The sequence below is a fragment of the Streptomyces sp. NPDC056361 genome, assembly GCF_042262805.1.
Classification (GTDB): Bacteria; Actinomycetota; Actinomycetes; order Streptomycetales; family Streptomycetaceae; genus Streptomyces.
Map to the genome: position 1 here is coordinate 1 of NZ_JBHJQI010000051.1, position 18258 is coordinate 18258.

The 18258-nt window shown below is 73.1% G+C and carries 16 protein-coding genes; 9 read left to right on the forward strand and 7 right to left on the reverse strand.

The features are described from left to right. Positions 1–665: proline racemase family protein (locus tag ACFCY7_RS18490; RefSeq protein WP_376486205.1), on the reverse strand; the 665-nt coding region annotated here is incomplete at its 3' end. Positions 666–803: 138 nt separating this feature from the next. Continuing rightward, positions 804–1718, reverse strand: coding sequence for a dihydrodipicolinate synthase family protein (locus ACFCY7_RS18495; RefSeq protein ID WP_376486207.1), 915 nt, complete (start codon positions 1716–1718; stop codon positions 804–806). A gap of 225 nt (positions 1719–1943) precedes the next feature. Between ACFCY7_RS18495 and ACFCY7_RS18500 the strand changes: the two genes are divergently transcribed. Further along, complete coding sequence (locus tag ACFCY7_RS18500; protein ID WP_376486294.1) at positions 1944–3203, forward strand: SLC13 family permease; 1260 nt, start codon at positions 1944–1946, stop codon at positions 3201–3203. Between the two features lie 406 nt (positions 3204–3609). Then, positions 3610–4539, forward strand: coding sequence for a terpene cyclase (locus ACFCY7_RS18505; protein ID WP_376486209.1), 930 nt, complete (start codon positions 3610–3612; stop codon positions 4537–4539). 118 nt (positions 4540–4657) lie between these two features. Here ACFCY7_RS18505 and ACFCY7_RS18510 read toward each other — a convergent pair whose 3' ends face one another. Continuing rightward, entirely contained in the window at positions 4658–6025 is a 1368-nt protein-coding gene (locus ACFCY7_RS18510) for a cation:proton antiporter (RefSeq protein WP_376486210.1), read from the reverse strand. 7 nt (positions 6026–6032) lie between these two features. Then, complete coding sequence (locus ACFCY7_RS18515; protein WP_376486211.1) at positions 6033–6503, reverse strand: cation:proton antiporter regulatory subunit; 471 nt, start codon at positions 6501–6503, stop codon at positions 6033–6035. Positions 6504–6753: 250 nt separating this feature from the next. Here ACFCY7_RS18515 and ACFCY7_RS18520 point away from each other — a divergent pair, with 250 nt between their 5' ends. Continuing rightward, positions 6754–7752 (forward strand): HAMP domain-containing sensor histidine kinase, encoded by a 999-nt coding sequence (locus ACFCY7_RS18520; RefSeq protein ID WP_376486297.1) that lies wholly within the window; start codon positions 6754–6756, stop codon positions 7750–7752. Beyond that, positions 7749–8420: a response regulator gene (locus tag ACFCY7_RS18525; RefSeq protein WP_376486213.1), complete on the forward strand. Its 672-nt coding sequence runs from the start codon at positions 7749–7751 to the stop codon at positions 8418–8420. The genes ACFCY7_RS18520 and ACFCY7_RS18525 overlap by 4 nt, the downstream gene beginning before the upstream one ends. Here the strand turns inward: ACFCY7_RS18525 and ACFCY7_RS18530 are convergent. The 3 genes from ACFCY7_RS18530 to ACFCY7_RS18540 all read right to left on the reverse strand — a co-directional run bounded on the left by ACFCY7_RS18530 (position 8380) and on the right by ACFCY7_RS18540 (position 10450). Further along, positions 8380–9201, reverse strand: coding sequence for a hypothetical protein (locus ACFCY7_RS18530; RefSeq protein ID WP_376486214.1), 822 nt, complete (start codon positions 9199–9201; stop codon positions 8380–8382). The two genes, ACFCY7_RS18525 and ACFCY7_RS18530, sit on opposite strands and share 41 nt — an antisense overlap. A 3-nt stretch (positions 9202–9204) precedes the next feature. Then, a complete protein-coding gene (locus ACFCY7_RS18535) occupies positions 9205–9777 on the reverse strand; it encodes an RNA polymerase sigma factor (RefSeq protein ID WP_376486216.1) in 573 nt (190 codons plus the stop codon). A 211-nt stretch (positions 9778–9988) separates the two neighbouring features. Then, entirely contained in the window at positions 9989–10450 is a 462-nt protein-coding gene (locus ACFCY7_RS18540) for a hypothetical protein (RefSeq protein ID WP_376486217.1), read from the reverse strand. A gap of 769 nt (positions 10451–11219) precedes the next feature. On the opposite strand from ACFCY7_RS18540, the gene ACFCY7_RS18545 reads away from it, so the two are divergent. The 5 genes from ACFCY7_RS18545 (at position 11220) to ACFCY7_RS18565 (ending at position 18257) form a co-directional block, all read left to right on the forward strand. After that, positions 11220–12698 (forward strand): sugar transferase, encoded by a 1479-nt coding sequence (locus tag ACFCY7_RS18545; RefSeq protein WP_376486218.1) that lies wholly within the window; start codon positions 11220–11222, stop codon positions 12696–12698. Positions 12699–12771: 73 nt separating this feature from the next. Continuing rightward, entirely contained in the window at positions 12772–14088 is a 1317-nt protein-coding gene (locus tag ACFCY7_RS18550) for a nucleotide sugar dehydrogenase (RefSeq protein ID WP_376486220.1), read from the forward strand. Further along, positions 14078–15340 carry a glycosyltransferase family 4 protein gene (locus ACFCY7_RS18555; protein WP_376486222.1) on the forward strand — a complete coding sequence of 421 codons (1263 nt, stop codon included), beginning with the start codon at positions 14078–14080 and terminating at the stop codon, positions 15338–15340. Before ACFCY7_RS18550 ends, ACFCY7_RS18555 begins: the two co-directional genes overlap by 11 nt. Beyond that, entirely contained in the window at positions 15337–16740 is a 1404-nt protein-coding gene (locus tag ACFCY7_RS18560; RefSeq protein ID WP_376486224.1) for a polysaccharide biosynthesis protein, read from the forward strand. Before ACFCY7_RS18555 ends, ACFCY7_RS18560 begins: the two co-directional genes overlap by 4 nt. After that, a complete protein-coding gene (locus ACFCY7_RS18565) occupies positions 16737–18257 on the forward strand; it encodes a Wzz/FepE/Etk N-terminal domain-containing protein (protein ID WP_376486227.1) in 1521 nt (506 codons plus the stop codon). Before ACFCY7_RS18560 ends, ACFCY7_RS18565 begins: the two co-directional genes overlap by 4 nt. The last annotated feature ends 1 nt before the right edge of the window (position 18258 follow it).

Below are 18258 nucleotides of genomic sequence, written 5' to 3' on the forward strand. Positions count from 1 at the left end.
GAGATCTCGGGCTGGGTGGGGTGGACGGGCCGGTGGGGTGAGGCGTTGATCGCGTCCATGACGGCCAGGCCGGCGGCGAGGAGGTCGTCCTTGCGAGCGCGGTCGAAGGGCAGGCCCAGGGTGTCGAGGTCGACGAAGGCGTAGAAGTTGCCGCCGTAGGCGAGGTCGTAGGTGACGGTGCCGTAGCCGGGGACGTCGGTCTTGAGGTCGAGTCCGGCGCTGAAGGCGGGGACGTTGGTGAGGGTGACGGCCTTGGCGGCGCCGTCCTGGACGCGGACGTCGACGCCGACCAGGCCGGCGGGGGTGTCGAGGCGGACGGTGGTGACGGGCTCGACGACCGGCACCATGCCCGTCTCCACCAGCACGGTCGCCACGCCGATGGTGCCGTGGCCGCACATCGGCAGCAGGCCCGACACCTCGATGTACAGGACGCCGTAGTCGGCGTCGGGCCGGGTCGGCGGTTGCAGGATCGCCCCGCTCATCGCCGCGTGCCCGCGCGGCTCGTACATGAGCAGGGTCCGCAGGTGGTCCATGTGCGCGATGAAGTGCGCCCTGCGCTCGGCCATGGTGGCCCCGGGGATCACCCCGACACCCCCGGTGATCACCCGGGTGGGCATGCCCTCGGTGTGCGAATCGACGGCGTGGAAGACATGACGCGTGCGCATGGGGTCGTCCCCTTCGGACGTACGGACGGAGGGATGGAGGGAGGGCCGGGTGGAGGGAGTCTGGATGGAAGGAGGGCCGGCCGGAGGGAGGGCCGGCTGGAGGGGAGGAGGAAGGCAGGGATGGCGGGGCGGGTGCCCTTACGCGTGCCCCTCCGCGAGGGCCTTCTCCGTGGCGGCGCGGACGATCGCCTCCTGCTCGGGCGTGAGCGGGTGGCGCGGCGGGCGGGTCGGACCGCCCCGGCGGCCGGCGATGTCCATGGAAAGCTTGATGGACTGCACGAACTCGGTCTTGGAGTCCCAGCGCAGCAGCGGGTGCAGGGACCTGTAGAGGGGGAGCGCGGTGGCGAGGTCGCCGGCGACGGCGGCGCGGTAGAGCTCGGCGCAGCTGCGCGGGAGGGCGTTGGGGTAGCCGGCGATCCAGCCGACCGCGCCCGCCAGGGCGAGTTCCAGCAGGACGTCGTCGGCGCCGATGAGCAGGTCGAGCTCCGGGGCGAGTTCGGCGATCTCGTAGGCGCGGCGGACGTCGCCGCTGAACTCCTTGACGGCGACGATGCTGCCGTCGGCGTGCAGGCTCGCCAGCAGCGCGGGCGTGAGGTCGACCTTGGTGTCGATCGGGTTGTTGTACGCGACGACCGGGATCCCGACCCCGGACACCTCGGCGTAGTGGGCGCGGACGGCCTCCGCGTCGGCGCGGTAGGCGTTCGGCGGCAGGAGGAGGACCGACCCGGCACCGGCCTCGGCGGCCTGCTCGGCCCAGCGGCGCGACTCCGCACTGCCGTACGCGGCGACACCCGGCATGACCCGCGCCCCGTCCCCGGCCGCCGCGACGGCGGTACGCACGACCTGCGCGCGCTCCTCGTCGGTGAGCGTCTGGTACTCGCCGAGGGAGCCGTTGGGGACGACGCCGTCGCAGCCGTTGGCGATCAGCCACGCCACGTGCTCGGCGTACGCGTCGTAGTCGACGGAGAGGTCCTCGCGGAAGGGGAGGGCGGTGGCGACCATGATCCCGTGCCAGGGGTGGGTGCGGTGCACGGGGACGTGCTCGTGGACCATGAATGGACTCCCTTATATGGTGTGTGACATTTTATTGATGAATGCGGAGGCCACAAGACTTTCGCCGCCACTCCCTTCTGACGCGCAGTCAGCGCCGGCGGGGAGGCGGAGCCTCCCGAAGGCCCCGCACCGGAGGCCCCACGCCGGAGGCCCCGGGCCCCGACACCGGAGGCCCCGACCCTCCAGACCCCGACCCCGAAGGCTCCGACCCCGCGGCCGACCTGGATCATCGAACACATGCTCGTTGCGTCCGTGTCCGTCCTCGCCCTGGCCGTGGTGCTGATCTGCGCCGTCGTCCGACCGTTCCGCCTGCCCGAGGCCGCCTTCGCGGTGCCCGCCGCCGGAGTCGTCCTGGCCGTGGGCGCGATCACGCCCGCGGCCGTGCGCGAGGAGGCGGAGCGGCTGGGTCCGGTGATCGGGTTCCTGGCGGCGGTGCTCGTCCTCGCCGCGCTCTGCGACGCCGAGGGGCTCTTCCGTGCCTGCGGTGCCTGGATGGCGCGCCGGGCGGGCCGCCGCCCGCAGCGGCTGCTCGGGGCCGTGTTCGCACTCGCCTCGCTGATCACCGCCGTGCTGAGCCTGGACGCGACGGTCGTGCTGCTGACCCCGGTGGTCTTCGCGACCACCGCCCGGATGGGGGCCCGCCCCCAACCTCACGTGTACGCGAGCGCGCACCTGTCCAACACGGCCTCGCTGCTGCTGCCGGTCTCGAACCTGACCAATCTGCTCGCGTTCACGGCCGCCGGGGTCGGCTTCACGCGGTTCGCGCTGCTGATGCTGCTCCCCTGGCTCGCCGCCGTCGCGGTCGAGTACGCGGTGTTCCGCCGCTTCTTCGCGCGCGACCTCGCCGCGCCGGCGGCCCCGGTCGATCCGCCGGCGCCCACCCCGTTCCCGGTGTTCGCGCTCTGCACGGTGGCGGCGACGCTCGCCGGATTCGGCGTCGCCTCGGCGACCGGCCTCGACCCGGCCTGGGCCGCGGCGGCGGGCGCCACCGTCCTCGCCGTGCACGCCCTGGTCCACCGTCGCACCACCCCGCGCGCGCTCGTCCGCTCGGCGTCGCTGCCGTTCCTCGCGTTCGTCCTGGGGCTCGGCGTCGTCGTCCGGGCGGTCGTCGACAACGGCCTCGGGTCCGCCCTGGCCCACGTCCTCCCCGACGGCACCTCGCTCCCGGCCCTGCTCGGCACGGCCGCGCTCGCCGCCGTACTCGCCAACCTGATCAACAACCTGCCCGCCACCCTGGCCCTGGTGCCGCTGGCGGCCGCCTCCGGCCCGGGGTCGGTGCTCGCGGTGCTGCTCGGCGTGAACATCGGCCCCAACCTCACGTACGCCGGCTCCCTCGCCACCCTCCTCTGGCGCCGCGTCGCCCACGACCACGGACACCCGGTGGCGCTGGGCGAGTTCACCCGCCTCGGCCTCCTGACGGTGCCCGCCGCCCTGGTCGCCTCGACGGTCGCCCTGTGGGCCTCGCTGCTGCTGACGGGCACGTGACGGACGGCGGCCCCGCGCCGATTCCGGCCATGCACACTCTCGAACACCTCCGTCGCCGACCGAGGCGTGCAGTCGGAGCGTCCGGCTGGAACACGACCACCAACAGCCCCTTCTTCATCCCCCCTCGTACGTGACCCCGCCACGGGTCCACGTACCGCCACCAGGCGTGGGAGGCGTCCGTCGAAAGGCAAGGGTGCACGGCTGTCGATCCGGGCCCCGATCTCGCATAGGCTGGAATGCGACTCCCTTTATGTCAGTGGCAGTTGATGATCAGGTCAAGTACTGTTCGATTGCGCCGGGGGCGTTGGGGGTTCACCCGGGATCAAATCCAGGGGGTCCAGTGTTCAACACAGCGGTGCTCGATCTGCCGATTCCCTTGCGTGGCAATCCGAACCAGGGGCGCATAGTGCAGCGCCACCAGGAGTGGCTGCTCGGCCATGCGGGCCTTGCCGGAGCCATCGAGCGGACGGCGTACGAGAAGTGGGACGTCCCCCGTCTCGCCGCGTTCACCAGCCCCGACTGCGCCACCGAGGACCTCGCCCTCGCCGCGGACCTGATCGGCTTCTACTTCCTCTTCGACGACCGGTTCGACACGGATCTCGGCCGGGCCCCGGCACGCGTGGCGGAGGTCTGCACCCGCCTGACGGCCCTCCTGCACGGCGAGGGCCCCGAACCCGGCGACCGCACCCCCGTCGAGCGGGCCTTCGCCGACCTCTGGGAGCGCAGCGCGCGCGGCATGTCCGCCCGGTGGCTGGCCCGTTCGGCCTACAACTGGGAGTGGTACTTCGCCTGCCACCCCGCCGAGGCCGCCGGTCGGCTCTCCGGCCGGCTACCGGACCGGGAGGGCTATCTGGCGCTCCGCCGGGGCACGGCCGCCATGGAGACCCTCTTCGACATGGTCGAGCGGCTCAACCGGTTCGAGCTGCCGCAAGAGGTGCTGCACCACCCGGACTTCCGCCTGATGCGCCAACTGGCGGCGGACATACCTTCGTTCACCAACGACGTGCACTCCTACGCCCAGGAACTCGCCCGGGGCGATGTCGCCAACCTGGTGATGATCGTCCGCGAGGAGCGCGGCGGCACCGCCGAGGAGGCCGCCGCCGAGGTGATGCGCGAGGCCCAGGCGATGGTCGACCGCTTCGTGGAGCTGTCGACCCGGGCCCCCGCGACGTACGACCTCCTCGGTCTCGCCCCGGCCGCACGCGAGGCGGCCGGCCGGTACGTCGACGGCCTCGCCGCCTGGATCGTCGGCTACCACCGCTGGGAGATCGACACCGGCCGCTACGGCGACCTGCACCGCCACGACGACAACCCCCAGCCGGGCGACGGCTCGTGAGCCCGCGCGTGTCGGTGGGCGCCGGTGACGGCACCGCCTGACACCGCGGGTGCGTACGGAAGCCGCCGGTTCGCGGTGCCCCACCCGTCCACGACCCCTCACCCCCGGTCGCGACCCCTCACACCCGGCCGGGCGCGCTCCGCCCGTCCAGCCCGTCCAGTCCGTCCAGCCCGTCCAGCCCGTCCAGTCCGTTCAGCCCGTCGGCGTCGATGCCGCCGCTACCGCTCCCGCCGCCTTCGAGGGCGTCCGTACCGCCCGTGCCCTCCGCTCCGTCGGACGGCCTCGGGCGTACGACCACGGAATCGGCCTGACCGGGCGCGGGCTTCGGCGTGCGGAGCCGGGCGAGGGCCGCGGCGACCGGTTCGGTGAAACGGGCGGTGAGCGGACCCATCACGACGAGGATCAGCACGTAGGCGGTGGCGAAGGGGCCCAGCTGCGGCTGCACTCCCGCGGTGACGGCGAGTCCGGCGATGACGATGGAGAACTCGCCGCGCGCCACCAGGGTGCCGCCGGCCCGCCAGCGGCCCTTCACGCCGATGCCGGCGCGGCGCGCCGCCCAGTACCCGGTGGCGATCTTGGTGAGGGCGGTGACGACGGCCAGCGCGAACGCGGGAAGGACCACCGGCGGGATGCTGGCCGGGTCGGTGTGCAGTCCGAAGAAGACGAAGAACACCGCGGCGAACAGGTCGCGCAGCGGGCTGAGCAGCGCGTGCGCGCCCTCCGCGACCTCGCCGGACAGGGCGATGCCGACGAGGAACGCACCGACGGCGGCGGAGACTTGGAGCTGCTGGGCGACGCCGGCGACGAGCAGGGTCAGGCCGAGGACCACGAGGAGCAGCTTCTCGGGGTCGTCGCTGGAGACGAAGCGGGAGATCAGGCGGCCGTAGCGGACGGCGACGAAGAGGACCGCGCCGGCCACGCCCAGGGCGATGGCGAGCGTGGCGCTCCCGGCCGCGAGCCCGACGCCGGCGAGCAGGGCCGTGATGATGGGCAGGTAGACGGCCATGGCCAGGTCCTCGAGCACCAGGATGCTGAGGATGACCGGCGTCTCGCGGTTGCCGAGGCGCCCGAGGTCGCCGAGGACCTTGGCGATGACGCCGGAGGAGGAGATCCAGGTGACGCCGGCCAGGACGACGGCGGCGACGGGTCCCCAGCCGAGCAGCAGCGCGGCGACCGCTCCGGGCACCGCGTTGAGGGCGAAGTCGACCAGTCCGGCGGGGTATTGGGTCTTGAGGTTGGAGACGAGATCGCTGGCCGTGTATTCGAGGCCCAGCATCAGCAGCAGGAGTATCACCCCGATCTCGGCGCCGATGGCGACGAACTCCTCGCTCGCGCCGAGCGGCAGCAGACCGCCCTTGCCGAAGGCGAGCCCCGCGAGGAGGTACAGCGGGATCGGGGAGAAGCTGAAGCGTCCGGCGAGCCGCCCGAGCAGGCCGAGACCGAGGATGATGGCACCGAATTCGATCAGGAAGACCGCGGAGTGCACGCCGTCCTCACTCCCGTCCGAGGATCGCGGCGGCCGCGTCGACGCCCTCGCGGGTGCCGATCACGATGAGCGTGTCGCCGCCGGCGAGCCGGAACGCCGGCGTCGGGGACGGTATCGCCCCGGAGCGGCGCAGCACGGCGACGACCGAGGCGCCGGCGTCGGTCCGCATCCGGGTCTCGCCGAGCACGCGCCCGTTCCAGTACGCGTGCGCGGACAGCTCGATCCGCTCGGCGACCAGGCCGAGGTCGGTGGTGTGCAGCACGTTCGGGCTGTGGTGCGCGGGCATCAGCGCGTCGATCAGCGAGGCCGTCTCGCCCTCGGTGAGGTGCAGCGACCGGGCGCAGGCGTCGGGGTCGTCGGCCCGGTAGACGTTCACGGTCCGGGTGCCGTCGCGGTGCGCGATGACCGACAGCTCGCGGTGCTCCCGCGTCGTGAAGTCGTACTGGACTCCGATGCCGGGCAAAGGTGTCGTTCTCATCCGCGGAGCAGGCACGAGCCCGTCCCTCCCATGTGTTCGTGACCGGTTCGCACCCGGTCGGGTCCGGTGGGGGCCGGCGGTGTCCGGCGGCAACGCGGGTCATGGTGCCATCTCGCGGAGGCCCGGGACATGGGTGTCGGCACGGATGGACAAGACCCCGGGAACCTGGTCAGGATGGGGCGGGGACATGGGTCCCGCCGCAGGTCAGAGGGCATGTGCGGAGCGAGGTGAGGAGAGGAGGGGCGGAGTGGTGTCGTTGTACTGGCGCATCTTCCTGCTGAACGCCTCGGTCCTCGTCGTGGCCGTGCTGCTGCTGTTCGGACCCGTCACGGTCTCCACCCCGGTCCTCCTCGGCGAGGCGCTCGTCCTCCTGGCCGGACTGCTCGCCATGCTCGTCGCCAACGCCTTCCTCCTGCGGCTCGGCCTCGCGCCGCTCCAGCGCCTCACCCGCGCGATGCGGACGGCGGACCTGCTGAGGCCGGGGCGGCGCGCGACGGCCGCGGGCCGGGGCGAGATCGCCGACCTGACCCGTACGTTCAACACCATGCTCGACCGGCTCGAAGCCGAGCGGGCCGCGAGCAGCGCGCGCGTGCTGTCCGCTCAGGAGGCGGAGCGCCGCCGCATCGCGCAGGAGCTGCACGACGAGGTCGGGCAGACCCTCACCGCCGTACTCCTCCAGCTGAAGATCGCCGCCGACCACGCCCCCGAGGAGCTGCGGCCGGAGCTCCGGCAGGCCCAGGAGACCACCCGGGGAAGCCTCGACGAGATCCGGCGCATCGCGCGCCGCCTCCGGCCGGGCGTCCTGGAGGAGCTCGGGCTGCACAGCGCCCTCCGCTCCCTCGCCTCCGAGTTCTCCACGCGCGGCCTGTCCGTGCGGCCCCGCATCGACCCCGGCCTCCCGCAGCTCGACCCCGAGACCGAACTGGTGCTGTACCGCGTGGCCCAGGAGGGCCTCACCAACACCGCCCGCCACGCGGGCGCGAGCCACGTCGACCTCCGCCTGCGCCTCCTGCCCGACGGCGGGGTCGGCCTCCTCGTCCGCGACGACGGCGGGGGCATGCGAGGGGCCGCCGAGGGTGCCGGCCTGCGCGGCATGCGCGAACGCGCCCTGCTCGTCGGCGCCCGCCTCACCGTCCGCGACGCCGACGGCGGCGGTACGGAAGTCCGCCTGGACACGGCGGGCGGCCCGCGGTCGAAGGCGGACGCGAAGCGTTCGAGTCGGAGTCGGTCGGAGGCCACGGCACCATGACGGAACAGCCGAGCGCCGGCACCCCCACGCGCATCCTGCTCGCCGACGACCACGCGCTCGTACGCGGCGGAGTGCGCCTCATCCTCGACGCCGAGCCGGACCTCACCGTCGTCGCCGAGGCCGCGGACGGAGCCGAAGCGGTCGCCCTGGCCCGCTCGGAACGGGTCGACCTCGCCGTCCTCGACATCTCCATGCCCCGCCGCACCGGCCTCCAGGCCGCCCGGGAACTCAGCCGCCTCCGGCCGGAGCTGCGGATCCTGATCCTCACCATGTACGACAACGAGCAGTACTTCTTCGAAGCGCTCAAGGCCGGCGCGAGCGGCTACGTCCTCAAGTCCGTCGCCGACCGCGACCTCGTCGAGGCCTGCCGCGCGGCCGTACGCGACGAACCCTTCATCTACCCCGGCGCCGAGACCGCCCTCGTCCGCACCTACCTCGACCACGCGGCCCGGGGCAGGCCCCTCCCCGCCAAGGCCGTCACCGAGCGCGAGGAGGAGATCCTCAAGCTCGTCGCCGAGGGCCACAGCTCGAAGGAGATAGCGGACCTCCTCGTCATCAGCCCCAAGACCGTCGAGCGCCACCGCGCCAACCTCCTCCACAAGCTCGGCATGCGCGACCGCCTCGAACTCACCCGCTACGCGATCCGGGTAGGCCTGATCGAGCCGTAGCGCCCGCGTCGCGGCCGCTCGGCCCCCGTCCGCCCGGGACCGCCTTGCCCCGGCCCGCGCCGTAGCCCTTGCCGATGCCCTCGCCGTAGTCCTCGCCGCTGTATTCGCCGTCGCCCTTGCCGTTGCCCCTCCCCTGGCCGCGCCCCGGCTTCCCGTCCTCCCCGGGCTCGCGGCACGGGGGCTTGCGGCGGCAGGCGGGAGACGGCGGGGGGTGGCCCTCCGGGTAGATGGGGGTACCGGTCTCCGGCCGTGCCGGGGGCGTCGACGCTGTCGGCGCGGGAGGGGGAGTGGGCGTCGACGCGGCCCCCGGGTCGGCGGTGTCCGGGACGAGCGTCGCCGGCACCTCGTCGGGGAAACCACCGGTGGCGACGGCCACCCCGCCCAGCGTGGCGCTGGCGAACAGCATGGCCACCACCGTCCGCAGGGAACGCCTCGGGCGCCGCCGGTCGGCGGCGGTCGTCCAGTCGTCGCGGCGACGCGTCGGCCGGGAATCGTGCAGGCCCGCGTCACGGGCGGCCCGGAACGCGGCGAGGACACTCGCCTCGACGTCGTGCTTCACGTCCTCCGCGTCCTCGGTCCCGCCGGCATCCCCGGCCACCGGCCGGGTGAACTCCCCGCCCGGAGCCGGGACATCACACCCGTCGAGCACTCCGCCCGGCGCCGGTACGTCGGCGTCCGCGCGGCGTCCGCCCGGAGTGGGGTCGCCGGCGGTGCGGGTCCGCCCGCTCAGCGCGGCCCGCAGGGAATCCTCCAGTGTGCGGTTCGACCGGTCGTCGGACACGGGTCACCTCCCCCTCTCCCGGAGTTGTCTTTCGAGTCGCTTCAATCCCCGGTGTGCGGCGGACCGTACCGCACCGGGACGTTTGCCGAGAACTCGGGCGGAGGTCGGTCCGTCGAGGCCGACGACGACCCGCAGCAGTACGGCCTCGGCCTGGTCCCGCGGCAGCCCGGCGATCAGGGCGAGCGCGTGCTCGGTCGACAGGGCGTCCAGGGCCTCGCCGGCCGTGTCCCCGGAGGTCGGGAGGTCGAGGACGTCCTGCTCGATCCCGCTGGGGCGGGGCCGTGACCGCACGCGGCGGAGGTGGTCGAGGGCGCGGTGGCGGGCGATGGTCGCGGTCCAGCCGCGGAATCCCGCGCTGTCGCCGCGGAAGCGGCCGAGGTCGCGGGCTATCTCCAGCCACGCTTCGGAGGCGACGTCCTCGGCGTCCTCGCCGACGATGCCCCTCAGGTATCCGAGCAGTCCGGGGTTGACGATCCGGTAGGCCAGCGCGAAGGCGTCCTCGTCGCCGTGGCGGGCCCGCTCGACGGCCGCGCCGAGCTCCGCGTCGCGGTCCCGGCCGGGTGCCGCGGCGGGCACGCGCCCCGTTCCCTCGCCCACACGACCCTCTTCACACCCCGTACGCCCTCGGACTCCCGGTCCCGTCGTGGAACCGGAGAGCGTCCATCCTTTCAGACCGTCAACAGACCTGCTCCGACGCCCTGTCGGATCGTCGGCAGGACGGCGCCCAGGGTCCGCCGCCACCTTCCCGTCGTCGCCCGCGGGGCGGACGGGAAGGTGACGACAGGCCCTACGGCCTGCCGGACCCCCGCACCGGGCCCCGGCGCGCGCGGGGCGGCCGCCTGCCGTGCAGGGTGAGGAAGAACGTCTGGAGCGACTCCGCCGGCCCCCGCTCGAAGCGGTTCACGGTGCGGCCGAGCGGGTTCCAGACCCGCCCGTCCGGCATCCGCACGCCGACCGGGTGCGTGAACAGGGACCGCAGGGGGTGGCCGGGGGGCAGGTCCACCCACACCGCCCCGGCCTGCCGCACCAGCACCTCGCCGACGTACGCCCCGAGGCCCGTCAGCGGCCCGGTCACCTCCTCCCGGGCCGCGCCACCCCGCCGGAGCCCGTCGATCAGCCGGTCCACCAGGCGCAGGCTGGCCGCCGAGTAGTCCAGCGGCAGCCGCCCTCTCGCGGCGACGCCCTCGACGAACTCGGACGCGTGCCGCCCCATGTCGGCCGCGCGCAGTGTCACGCACTCGCGGTCCATCACCGAGCCCCCTTCCCCATCGAAGTGGCGGGATCCGCCGGATGATCAAGCGGATGCGGCCCCGCAATCATCACGGGCGGGCGGAGTGACGCTGGTCACAACGGGAGGGAGGGGTGGCCGGGGAACGCCCTCGACGCCCGTTCACAGGACGTCGTTTTCCGGTCGACCCCTCGGATGTGCCGAACGGGGCGCACGCCGGGGTGGTGAACTGGGCGGATCGGAGGGGCGCGCGTTTCGCCGGCGCGGGCGTGACGTGCGTCTTGACGGGGCGCGCGGACACATGCGGAATGCATGCTTCAGCCGTTCAACATGCCCTAATGCTTTACCAGTTAGTCAACGCTTGGACCAGGCCGCGACCGGCCGATGGATCAAGTCTCAAAGCTTACGCACAAATTGCACACACCCCCTCTCCATACCCGTCTCGATGGTCTAGATTGACCGTGCTTCAGCTGATCGGACACGAGGCGACCAACAATGATCTTTAGGTCCGGCACGGGGGTGGGCCTACAGTCGCGCCCCTCGCGCCGACCACGGGGGGATCAACTCGTGGAGCCCGGGGGGGCCTTGGGTGCGGGGAGCACCCCAGGGTTTCGGCGGGTCGCCGCGCGCATCGAGAGTCCGACCGGACAGGTGAGCCTGCCGCCGCCAGGGCGGGGTGCTCGACCGGGTCCGGATGAACCGGTATTCCGTGTACGGAGGGAATGGGGGCCTTCCGGAGGAGGAACGGTGTTGGGCGAACACGTCGAACCACTGGGACCTGGGGGGTTCTGTGCGGCAGGGGGGACTAGTCAGCCCGCTTCCGTCAGCGCGCGGGCGTCTGGCGAACGGGACGATCGACCGGACCGCGAGTGACTGGGAGCAGCGGTACCGCCGTACCGTCATCATCAGCGACACGGCGGCCACCGCGTTCGTGGTGGCCTCGATAGGCGAGTTCTTCGGGGCGCGGGACGCGGCCAACTGGCACGAGAAGTGGGGCATCCTCGCGTTCGGCACCGAGCTGTTGGTGCTGGGGGCGCTCGCGGTGAGCCGCGCGTGGGCTCCGGCCGTGCTCGGTCAGGGTGCCGAGGAGTTCCGCCGGCTCGGCCGCTCCCTCTTCATGGCGACCGTCATGCTGGCGCTCGGCGGCATCGCCCTGACCTCGCGCAACATCAAGCTCTGGATCTTCGTCGCGATCCCCGCGATCGCGGTGATCACCATGACCACGCGGTACCTGCTCCGCCTCTGGCTGCACAAGCAGCGCAAGGAGGGGCGATGCCTGCGGCCGGTGCTCGCCGCCGGCAGCCCGGCCACGGTGCGCGATCTGATCAGCCGGACCCGCAAGTTCCCGCACCTCGGGTGGCGGGTGGACGCGGTGTGCACGACGGACGGCCTCGGGATCGACGGCGACCAGCTGGACGGAGTGCCGGTCGTCGGCCGCCTGACGGAGGTCGCCACCCACATCAGCCGCGACGGCTACCGGGTCGTCGCGGTCACGCCCGACCCGCACTGGTCACCGGACCGGCTGCAGCGGCTGGCGTGGAACCTCGAAGGCAGCGACGCCGAGATGGTCGTGGCGCCCGTGCTGATGGAGGTGGCCGGCCCGCGGCTGCACGTCGACGCGGTGCTCGGGATCCCGCTGCTGCGGGTCAGCATGCCGACCTTCACCGGCGGCCGGCGGGCGGTCAAGGAGGTCGTCGACCGACTGGGCGCGGCGGTCCTGCTGCTGCTGTTCGCGCCGCTGATGCTGCTGGTCGCGCTGCTCGTGGCGGCGGAGAGCCGGGGCGGCGCGGTCTACCGCCAGCGCCGGGTCGGCAAGGACGGCAACGAGTTCACCATCCTCAAGTTCCGCACCATGGTCGCCGGTGCGGACCGGGCACGCGACGAGCTGGCCGAGCTCAACGAGGGCGCCGGCCTGCTGTTCAAGATGCGACAGGACCCCCGGGTGACCCGGGTCGGCTCCGTGCTGCGCCGCTACTCGATCGACGAGCTCCCGCAGCTCTTCAACGTGCTCACCGGATCGATGTCGCTCGTCGGACCGCGGCCGCCGTTACCCGAGGAGAGTGCCGCGTACGGCCCGGACATCAGGCGGCGGCTGCTGGTCAAGCCCGGACTCACCGGCCTGTGGCAGATCAGCGGACGCAGCGACCTGCCGTGGGAGGAAGCGGTCCGGCTCGATCTGCGGTACGTGGAGGACTGGTCGCTCGCCCTGGACACGGTGATCTTGTGGAAGACGCTGCGTGCGGTGCTCTACGGCCAGGGGGCCTACTGATGTGCGGGGGACGTCGTCCGGTGGATGTGCGGACCGCAGGCCGAGAGGGCCTGCCTGGGGGGAGGAACGCGTCATGAAGGTCAGCGTTTTCGGGCTCGGCTACGTGGGCTGCGTGTCGGCCGCGTGCCTGGCGAGCATGGGCCACGAGGTCATCGGCGTCGACGTGAACCAGGTGAAGGTGGACCTGGTCAACGACGGCAAGGCCCCGGTGGTCGAGGAGGGGATCGGCGAGCTCGTCGCCGAGGTCGTGCGGAGCGGGGCTTTACACGCCACCACCGACGTCCGCGAGGCGATCATGGGCAGCGAGGTGTCGCTGATCTGCGTCGGCACGCCGTCGGAGCCCAACGGCAGCCTGTGCACGACGTACTTGGAGCGGGTCACCGAGGAGATCGGCGTCGCGCTCGCCGAGCGGGGCGGGCGGCACACCGTCGTGTTCCGCAGCACCATGCTCCCCGGCACCTGCCTGAACCTGCTGGTGCCGATCCTGGAGAAGTACGTCGGCGGCACGGCCGGCGTGGACGTCGGGGTCGCGGTCAACCCGGAGTTCCTGCGCGAGGGCACGAGCGTGCGGGACTTCTTCGACCCGCCCAAGACCGTCATCGGCGAGCTCGACGCGGCGAGCGGCGACGTGGTGCTCTCGCTGTACGAGGGCCTGCCCGGCGAGGTGTTCCGGGTGCCGGTGCCGACCGCCGAGGCGATCAAGTACGCGGACAACGCGTTCCACGGCCTGAAGATCGGCTTCGCGAACGAGCTGGGCTCGGTGTGCCAGGCGCTCGGGGTGGACTCGCACCAGGTGATGGACGTGTTCCTCGCCGACCGCAAGCTGAACATCAGCCCCGCCTACCTGCGGCCCGGCTTCGCCTTCGGCGGCTCCTGCCTGCCCAAGGACCTGCGCAGCCTGGTCCACGCGGCGCAGCGGGCCGACGTCTCGGTGCCGATCCTCTCCCACGTGCTGGCGTCCAACGCCGACCACCTGCAGCGCGCGGTGGACCTCGTCGAGCGCACCGGCAAGCGCCGGGTGGGCCTGTTCGGGCTGTCCTTCAAGCCCGGCACCGACGACCTCCGCGAGAGCCCGCTCGTCGAGCTGGCCGAGCGGCTCTTCGGCAAGGGCTACGAGCTGAAGATCCACGACGCCAACGTCAGCCTCTCCCGGCTGCTCGGCGCGAACCGCGAGTACATCGAGACCCGGCTGCCGCACCTCGGGCAGCTGCTCGCGGACTCCGTCGAGGAGGTGCTCGACCACGCCGAGGTGTGCCTCGTCGGCACCAGGGATCCGGCCGTGCTCGCGGCGCTCCCCCATGGCGACGGGCCGCTGATCGTCGACCTCATCCATCTTCCCGACGCCGACGCGCGCCGGGCCGAACCTGGGTACGTGGGCCTTGCTTGGTGAAAAGACCAGTGGCGGCCGGAAGAACCGGCGCGCGCTGATCCTGGTGGAAAACCTGTCGGTGCCGTTCGACCGGCGGGTGTGGCAGGAGTGCACGACCCTGCGCGACGCGGGCTGGGAGGTCCACGTCATCTGTCCGCAGGGGAGCAAGAGGGACACCGAGCGGGAGGTGGAGATCGACGGGGTGCGGATCCACCGCTACCCGTTGCGCGCCGCCACCGGAGGTCCGGCCGGCTACCTGAAGGAGTACGGCTCCGCGCTGTGGCACACCTTCCGGCTGGCCCGGAAGGTGGGCCCGGTCGACGTGGTCCACGCCTGCAACCCGCCGGACCTGCTGTTCCTGCCGGCCCTGTGGATGAAGCGGAGCGGAGCGCGGTTCGTCTTCGACCAGCACGACCTGGTGCCCGAGCTGTACCTCTCGCGGTTCGACCGCGGCGAGGACCTGCTCTACCGCGCCGTGTGCGCGCTGGAGCGGCGGACCTACCGGGCCGCCGACATCGTGCTCGCCACGAACGAGAGCTACCGGGACGTCGCGGTGCGCCGCGGCGGCCGGCGGCCGGAGGACGTGTTCGTCGTGCGCAGCGCGCCCGACGTCGACCGGTTCCACCCCGTGCCGGCGGAGCCCGAGCTCAAGCGCGGCAAGCCCCATCTGCTGTGCTACCTCGGCGTAATGGGGCCGCAGGACGGCGTCGACTACGCCCTGCGGGCCCTCGCGAAGCTGCGCGACGAGGTCGGGCGGAGCGACTGGCACGCGGTGTTCGTCGGCGGCGGCGACACCTTCGACGCGATGGTGGAGCTGGCCGAGCGGCTCGGCCTCTCGGAGCAGGTGCAGTTCACCGGGCGCGTGCCGGACGCCGATCTGGCGCGGTACCTGTCCACCGCGGACGTGTGCCTCTCCCCCGACCCGCGCAATCCGCTGAACGACGTGTCGACCATGAACAAGGTCCTGGAGTACATGGTGATGGGCCGACCGGTGGTCTCGTTCGACCTCCGGGAGGCACGCGTCTCCGCCGGCGACGCCGCCGTCTACGCGCCGGCCAACGACGAGTCGGAGTTCGCCAAGCTCATCGCCATGCTCCTCGACGATCCGGAGCAGCGGGCGCGGATGGGCGAGATCGGCCGGGAGCGGATCAGCGGGCCGCTGTCCTGGCGGAACTCCCAGAAGTCCCTGCTCGCCGCCTACGACGCCGCCTGCCGTGACCGGGGTCCGGCGTCGGCCGACCCGAACCGGGCAGGGACGAGGCCCCGTCGTTGAGCGATGACACGATACGCCTGGTCACCTTCGGGCGGATTATCCGTCGGCGCGGACGGTTCCTCACCCTCATCACCGTGGTGGGCGCGCTCGTCGGCTACGGAACCTCCACCCTGGTCCCGCCGCGGTACACGACGTCGGCGTCGGTGCTGCTGCCGGGCGCGTGGGAGGAGCGCGAGCTGCTCACCCAGGCGGAGATCGCGACCAGTTCGGTCGTGGTCGACCGCGCGGCCACCACGCTCGCCTGGCGCGGGGTCAGCGGCACCGAGCTGCGGGAGCAGGTGAGCGCCAAGGCCGCCAACGGGAACATCATCAAGATCTCGGGCACGGCCGACACCCCGGAGCGCGCCCAGCAGCTCGCCGACCAGGTGGCCCGCCAGTTCGTCACCTTCGCCACGCGGATCGTGGGCGACAGCGCGGACCCCGAGGCGGCGGCGCGGCTGGAGTCGCTGCGGCAGGCGGTCGTGCAGGCCAACCGCCGCATCACCGAACTGGCCGACGCGGCCGATCCCGGGCGGACCGTGGAGAGCGTGCAGACCCGCACCGAACTGGAGAAGCTGCGCACCGCGCTGCGGGAGGCCATCGAGAAGCTGGACCAGGCCGACCCCGCTTCCGGCAAGTCCAGCAAGGCCAACATGGTCGTGATGGGTCCGGCGGCACGGCCGGCCGGCGAGGCTCCGCCGACGCAGGAGCAGCTGATCGCCGGCGGGGCGCTGCTGTCGTTCCTGCTCGCGGTCATCGGTCACCTCACCGCGGCGCGGATGAGTCGCCGGCTGCGCGGCGAGCCGGAGATCACGGCGGCGCTGGGCGCGGCGCTCCTCGGCACCGTCGACGTGGCCGTCGAGCGTTCCGCGAACCGTCCGCAGGGCCGCGGCCCGCGGTGGCTCCGCCGGCTGCTCGGCATCGACACCCGGTGGGACATCCCGGCCCCGCGGGCGTCCGGCGACGAGGCCAGCAGGCAGCTCCGCTTCCGGCGGGTGTGCGTGCGTCTCCGGGACCTGCTGCCGGCGCCGCGCCGGCTCCTCGTCGTCGTCCCGGAGGGCGACGAGATCGCCCACCGGGCGGCCGGGCAGCTCGTCGCCGAGGCCCACGGCGATCCCGCCACCGGTTCCTCGGGCGGCGGATATCCCCGGCTGCGGGTGGTGGCGGTGTCGGTGTCGCAGCCGATGCTGCCGGACGGCGACGACGTGTCGGGGGCGCTGGTCGTGCTCAGCGCGGGCAGCTGGACCGCGGCGGAGCTCGCGGGCATCGCCGAGGCGTGTGCGGACGCCCGGCACGAGATCGTCGGCATCGTCCTCGCCGGCCCGGTCGTGGCCCGGACGGCACGGTCCGCCGGTCAGCGTCGGCATGCGGCGTCGCCGGCGCTCGCCGTCGGCGACGGTGCGACGGGAGGTTCGGTGTGACGACGCGTACGACGTCGGAGCCGTCGGCCGCGGCTCCGCTCCTCGACCTGCACGCACTGGTGGTGTCGGTGCGGCGGAGGCGCCGCCTGTGGGGCTCCATGGCGCTGCTCGGGCTGCTCATCGGCGCGGCGGTGGCGATCCTGCTGCCGCCGCCGCCCACCGCGACGACCAAGGTGCTGGTGGCGCGCCAGGAGGACCAGCCGAACGACCCCGGAACGCTGATCCGTACCGACGTCGAGCTGCTGCAGACCACGCGGATCGCCGACACCGCCCTGAAGGCCCTCAAGTCCCCGGACAAGCCGGAGGACTTCATGAAGGACTACCTGGGCGTCGGCCTGACGAACAACGTGCTGCGGATCGACGTGACGGGTGACACCGACGCGGAGGCGGTGGCCCGCGCCCAGGCGCTGGCCGACGCGTTCGTCGCGGACCACGTGCGGCGGATAAAGGAGGCTTCGAACGCCGAGGCCAAGGCCCTGCTCGACCAGCGCGACCGGATGCGCGAGGAACTCAAGCAGGTCAACACGACGATCGGGGGCTCGTCGGCGCAGAACGGGCCGAAGGCGTCGGCGGACCTGGAGTCGCTGTTCGCCCGCCGGGCGGAACTCACCTCGCGGATCGCGGACTTCGACCAGCGGGCCGCCGAGGCGCGCATCGGCACCCCCCGGCTCGTGACCGGCACGCAGATCGTGGACGCGCCGCGCGCGGTGCGGCAGTCGCTCGCGAAGGCGACCGCCACCCACGCCGGGCTCGGGCTCGTCCTCGGACTCGTCCTCGGGCTGGCGGTGGCCGCGGTCGGCACGGTGGTGGCGGACCGCCCCGTGCTGCGCCGGGACATCGCGGCGAACCTCGGTGCCTCGGTCATCTCGGAGCTGCCGCGCAGGCCGGCCGGGCCGTGGCGGCGCCGCCGTGTGCGGGCGGCACGGGAACGGCTCACCACGTCGCTGGCCCGCACCGTGCGCGACTCGGCGGAGCCGGTGTCGCTGCTGGAGCTGGGCAGCGAGGGCGCGACGAGCGTGATCGCCCTGGACCTCGCCGCGGCGCTGGCCCCGGACGGTCCGGTGGTCGTCGTCGACGGCCTGCCGGGCCAGGGGCTCGTCAACCGCCGCCCGCGGCCCGGGGATCCGACCGTGGTGGGCGGGGACCGTGCCGACGCGCTGTCGCCGCAGGAGCGCCGGATCGGCGTCGGATCGGTGGCGCCCGGCGCGGCGTGGACCGACCTGCGGTACCTGGGCGACCGGACGGTGCTCGTCGTACGGGCCGGGCACGGCAGCGCCGCATGGCTGCACACCGTGGCGCGGCAGCTCGCGGACCAGCACATCCCGGTGATCGGTGTGGTGCTGATCGACCCCGATCCGCGGGACCGCACCGACGGCACCCTGTGGGACGGGCCGCAGACCGCGCTGCGCGGCCAGAACGAGCGGCAGGCCCGGCAGAACGGGTCGGGCCGGCCACGGACGGAGCGGCTGCCCATGTGGGCGGCGCGCGTCCCGGACAGCGACCAGGAGGCGCGGTAAG

Bases quoted from the DNA above. Each gene is read 5' to 3' on its own strand.
- ACFCY7_RS18540 (WP_376486217.1), bottom strand. From the start codon at position 10,450: ATGGACCGCGAGTGCGTGACACTGCGCGCGGCCGACATGGGGCGGCAC.
- ACFCY7_RS18550 (WP_376486220.1), top strand. From the start codon at position 12,772: ATGAAGGTCAGCGTTTTCGGGCTCGGCTACGTGGGCTGCGTGTCGGCC.
- ACFCY7_RS18515 (WP_376486211.1), bottom strand. From the start codon at position 6,503: ATGAGAACGACACCTTTGCCCGGCATCGGAGTCCAGTACGACTTCACG.
- ACFCY7_RS18525 (WP_376486213.1), top strand. From the start codon at position 7,749: ATGACGGAACAGCCGAGCGCCGGCACCCCCACGCGCATCCTGCTCGCC.
- ACFCY7_RS18495 (WP_376486207.1), bottom strand. From the start codon at position 1,718: ATGGTCCACGAGCACGTCCCCGTGCACCGCACCCACCCCTGGCACGGG.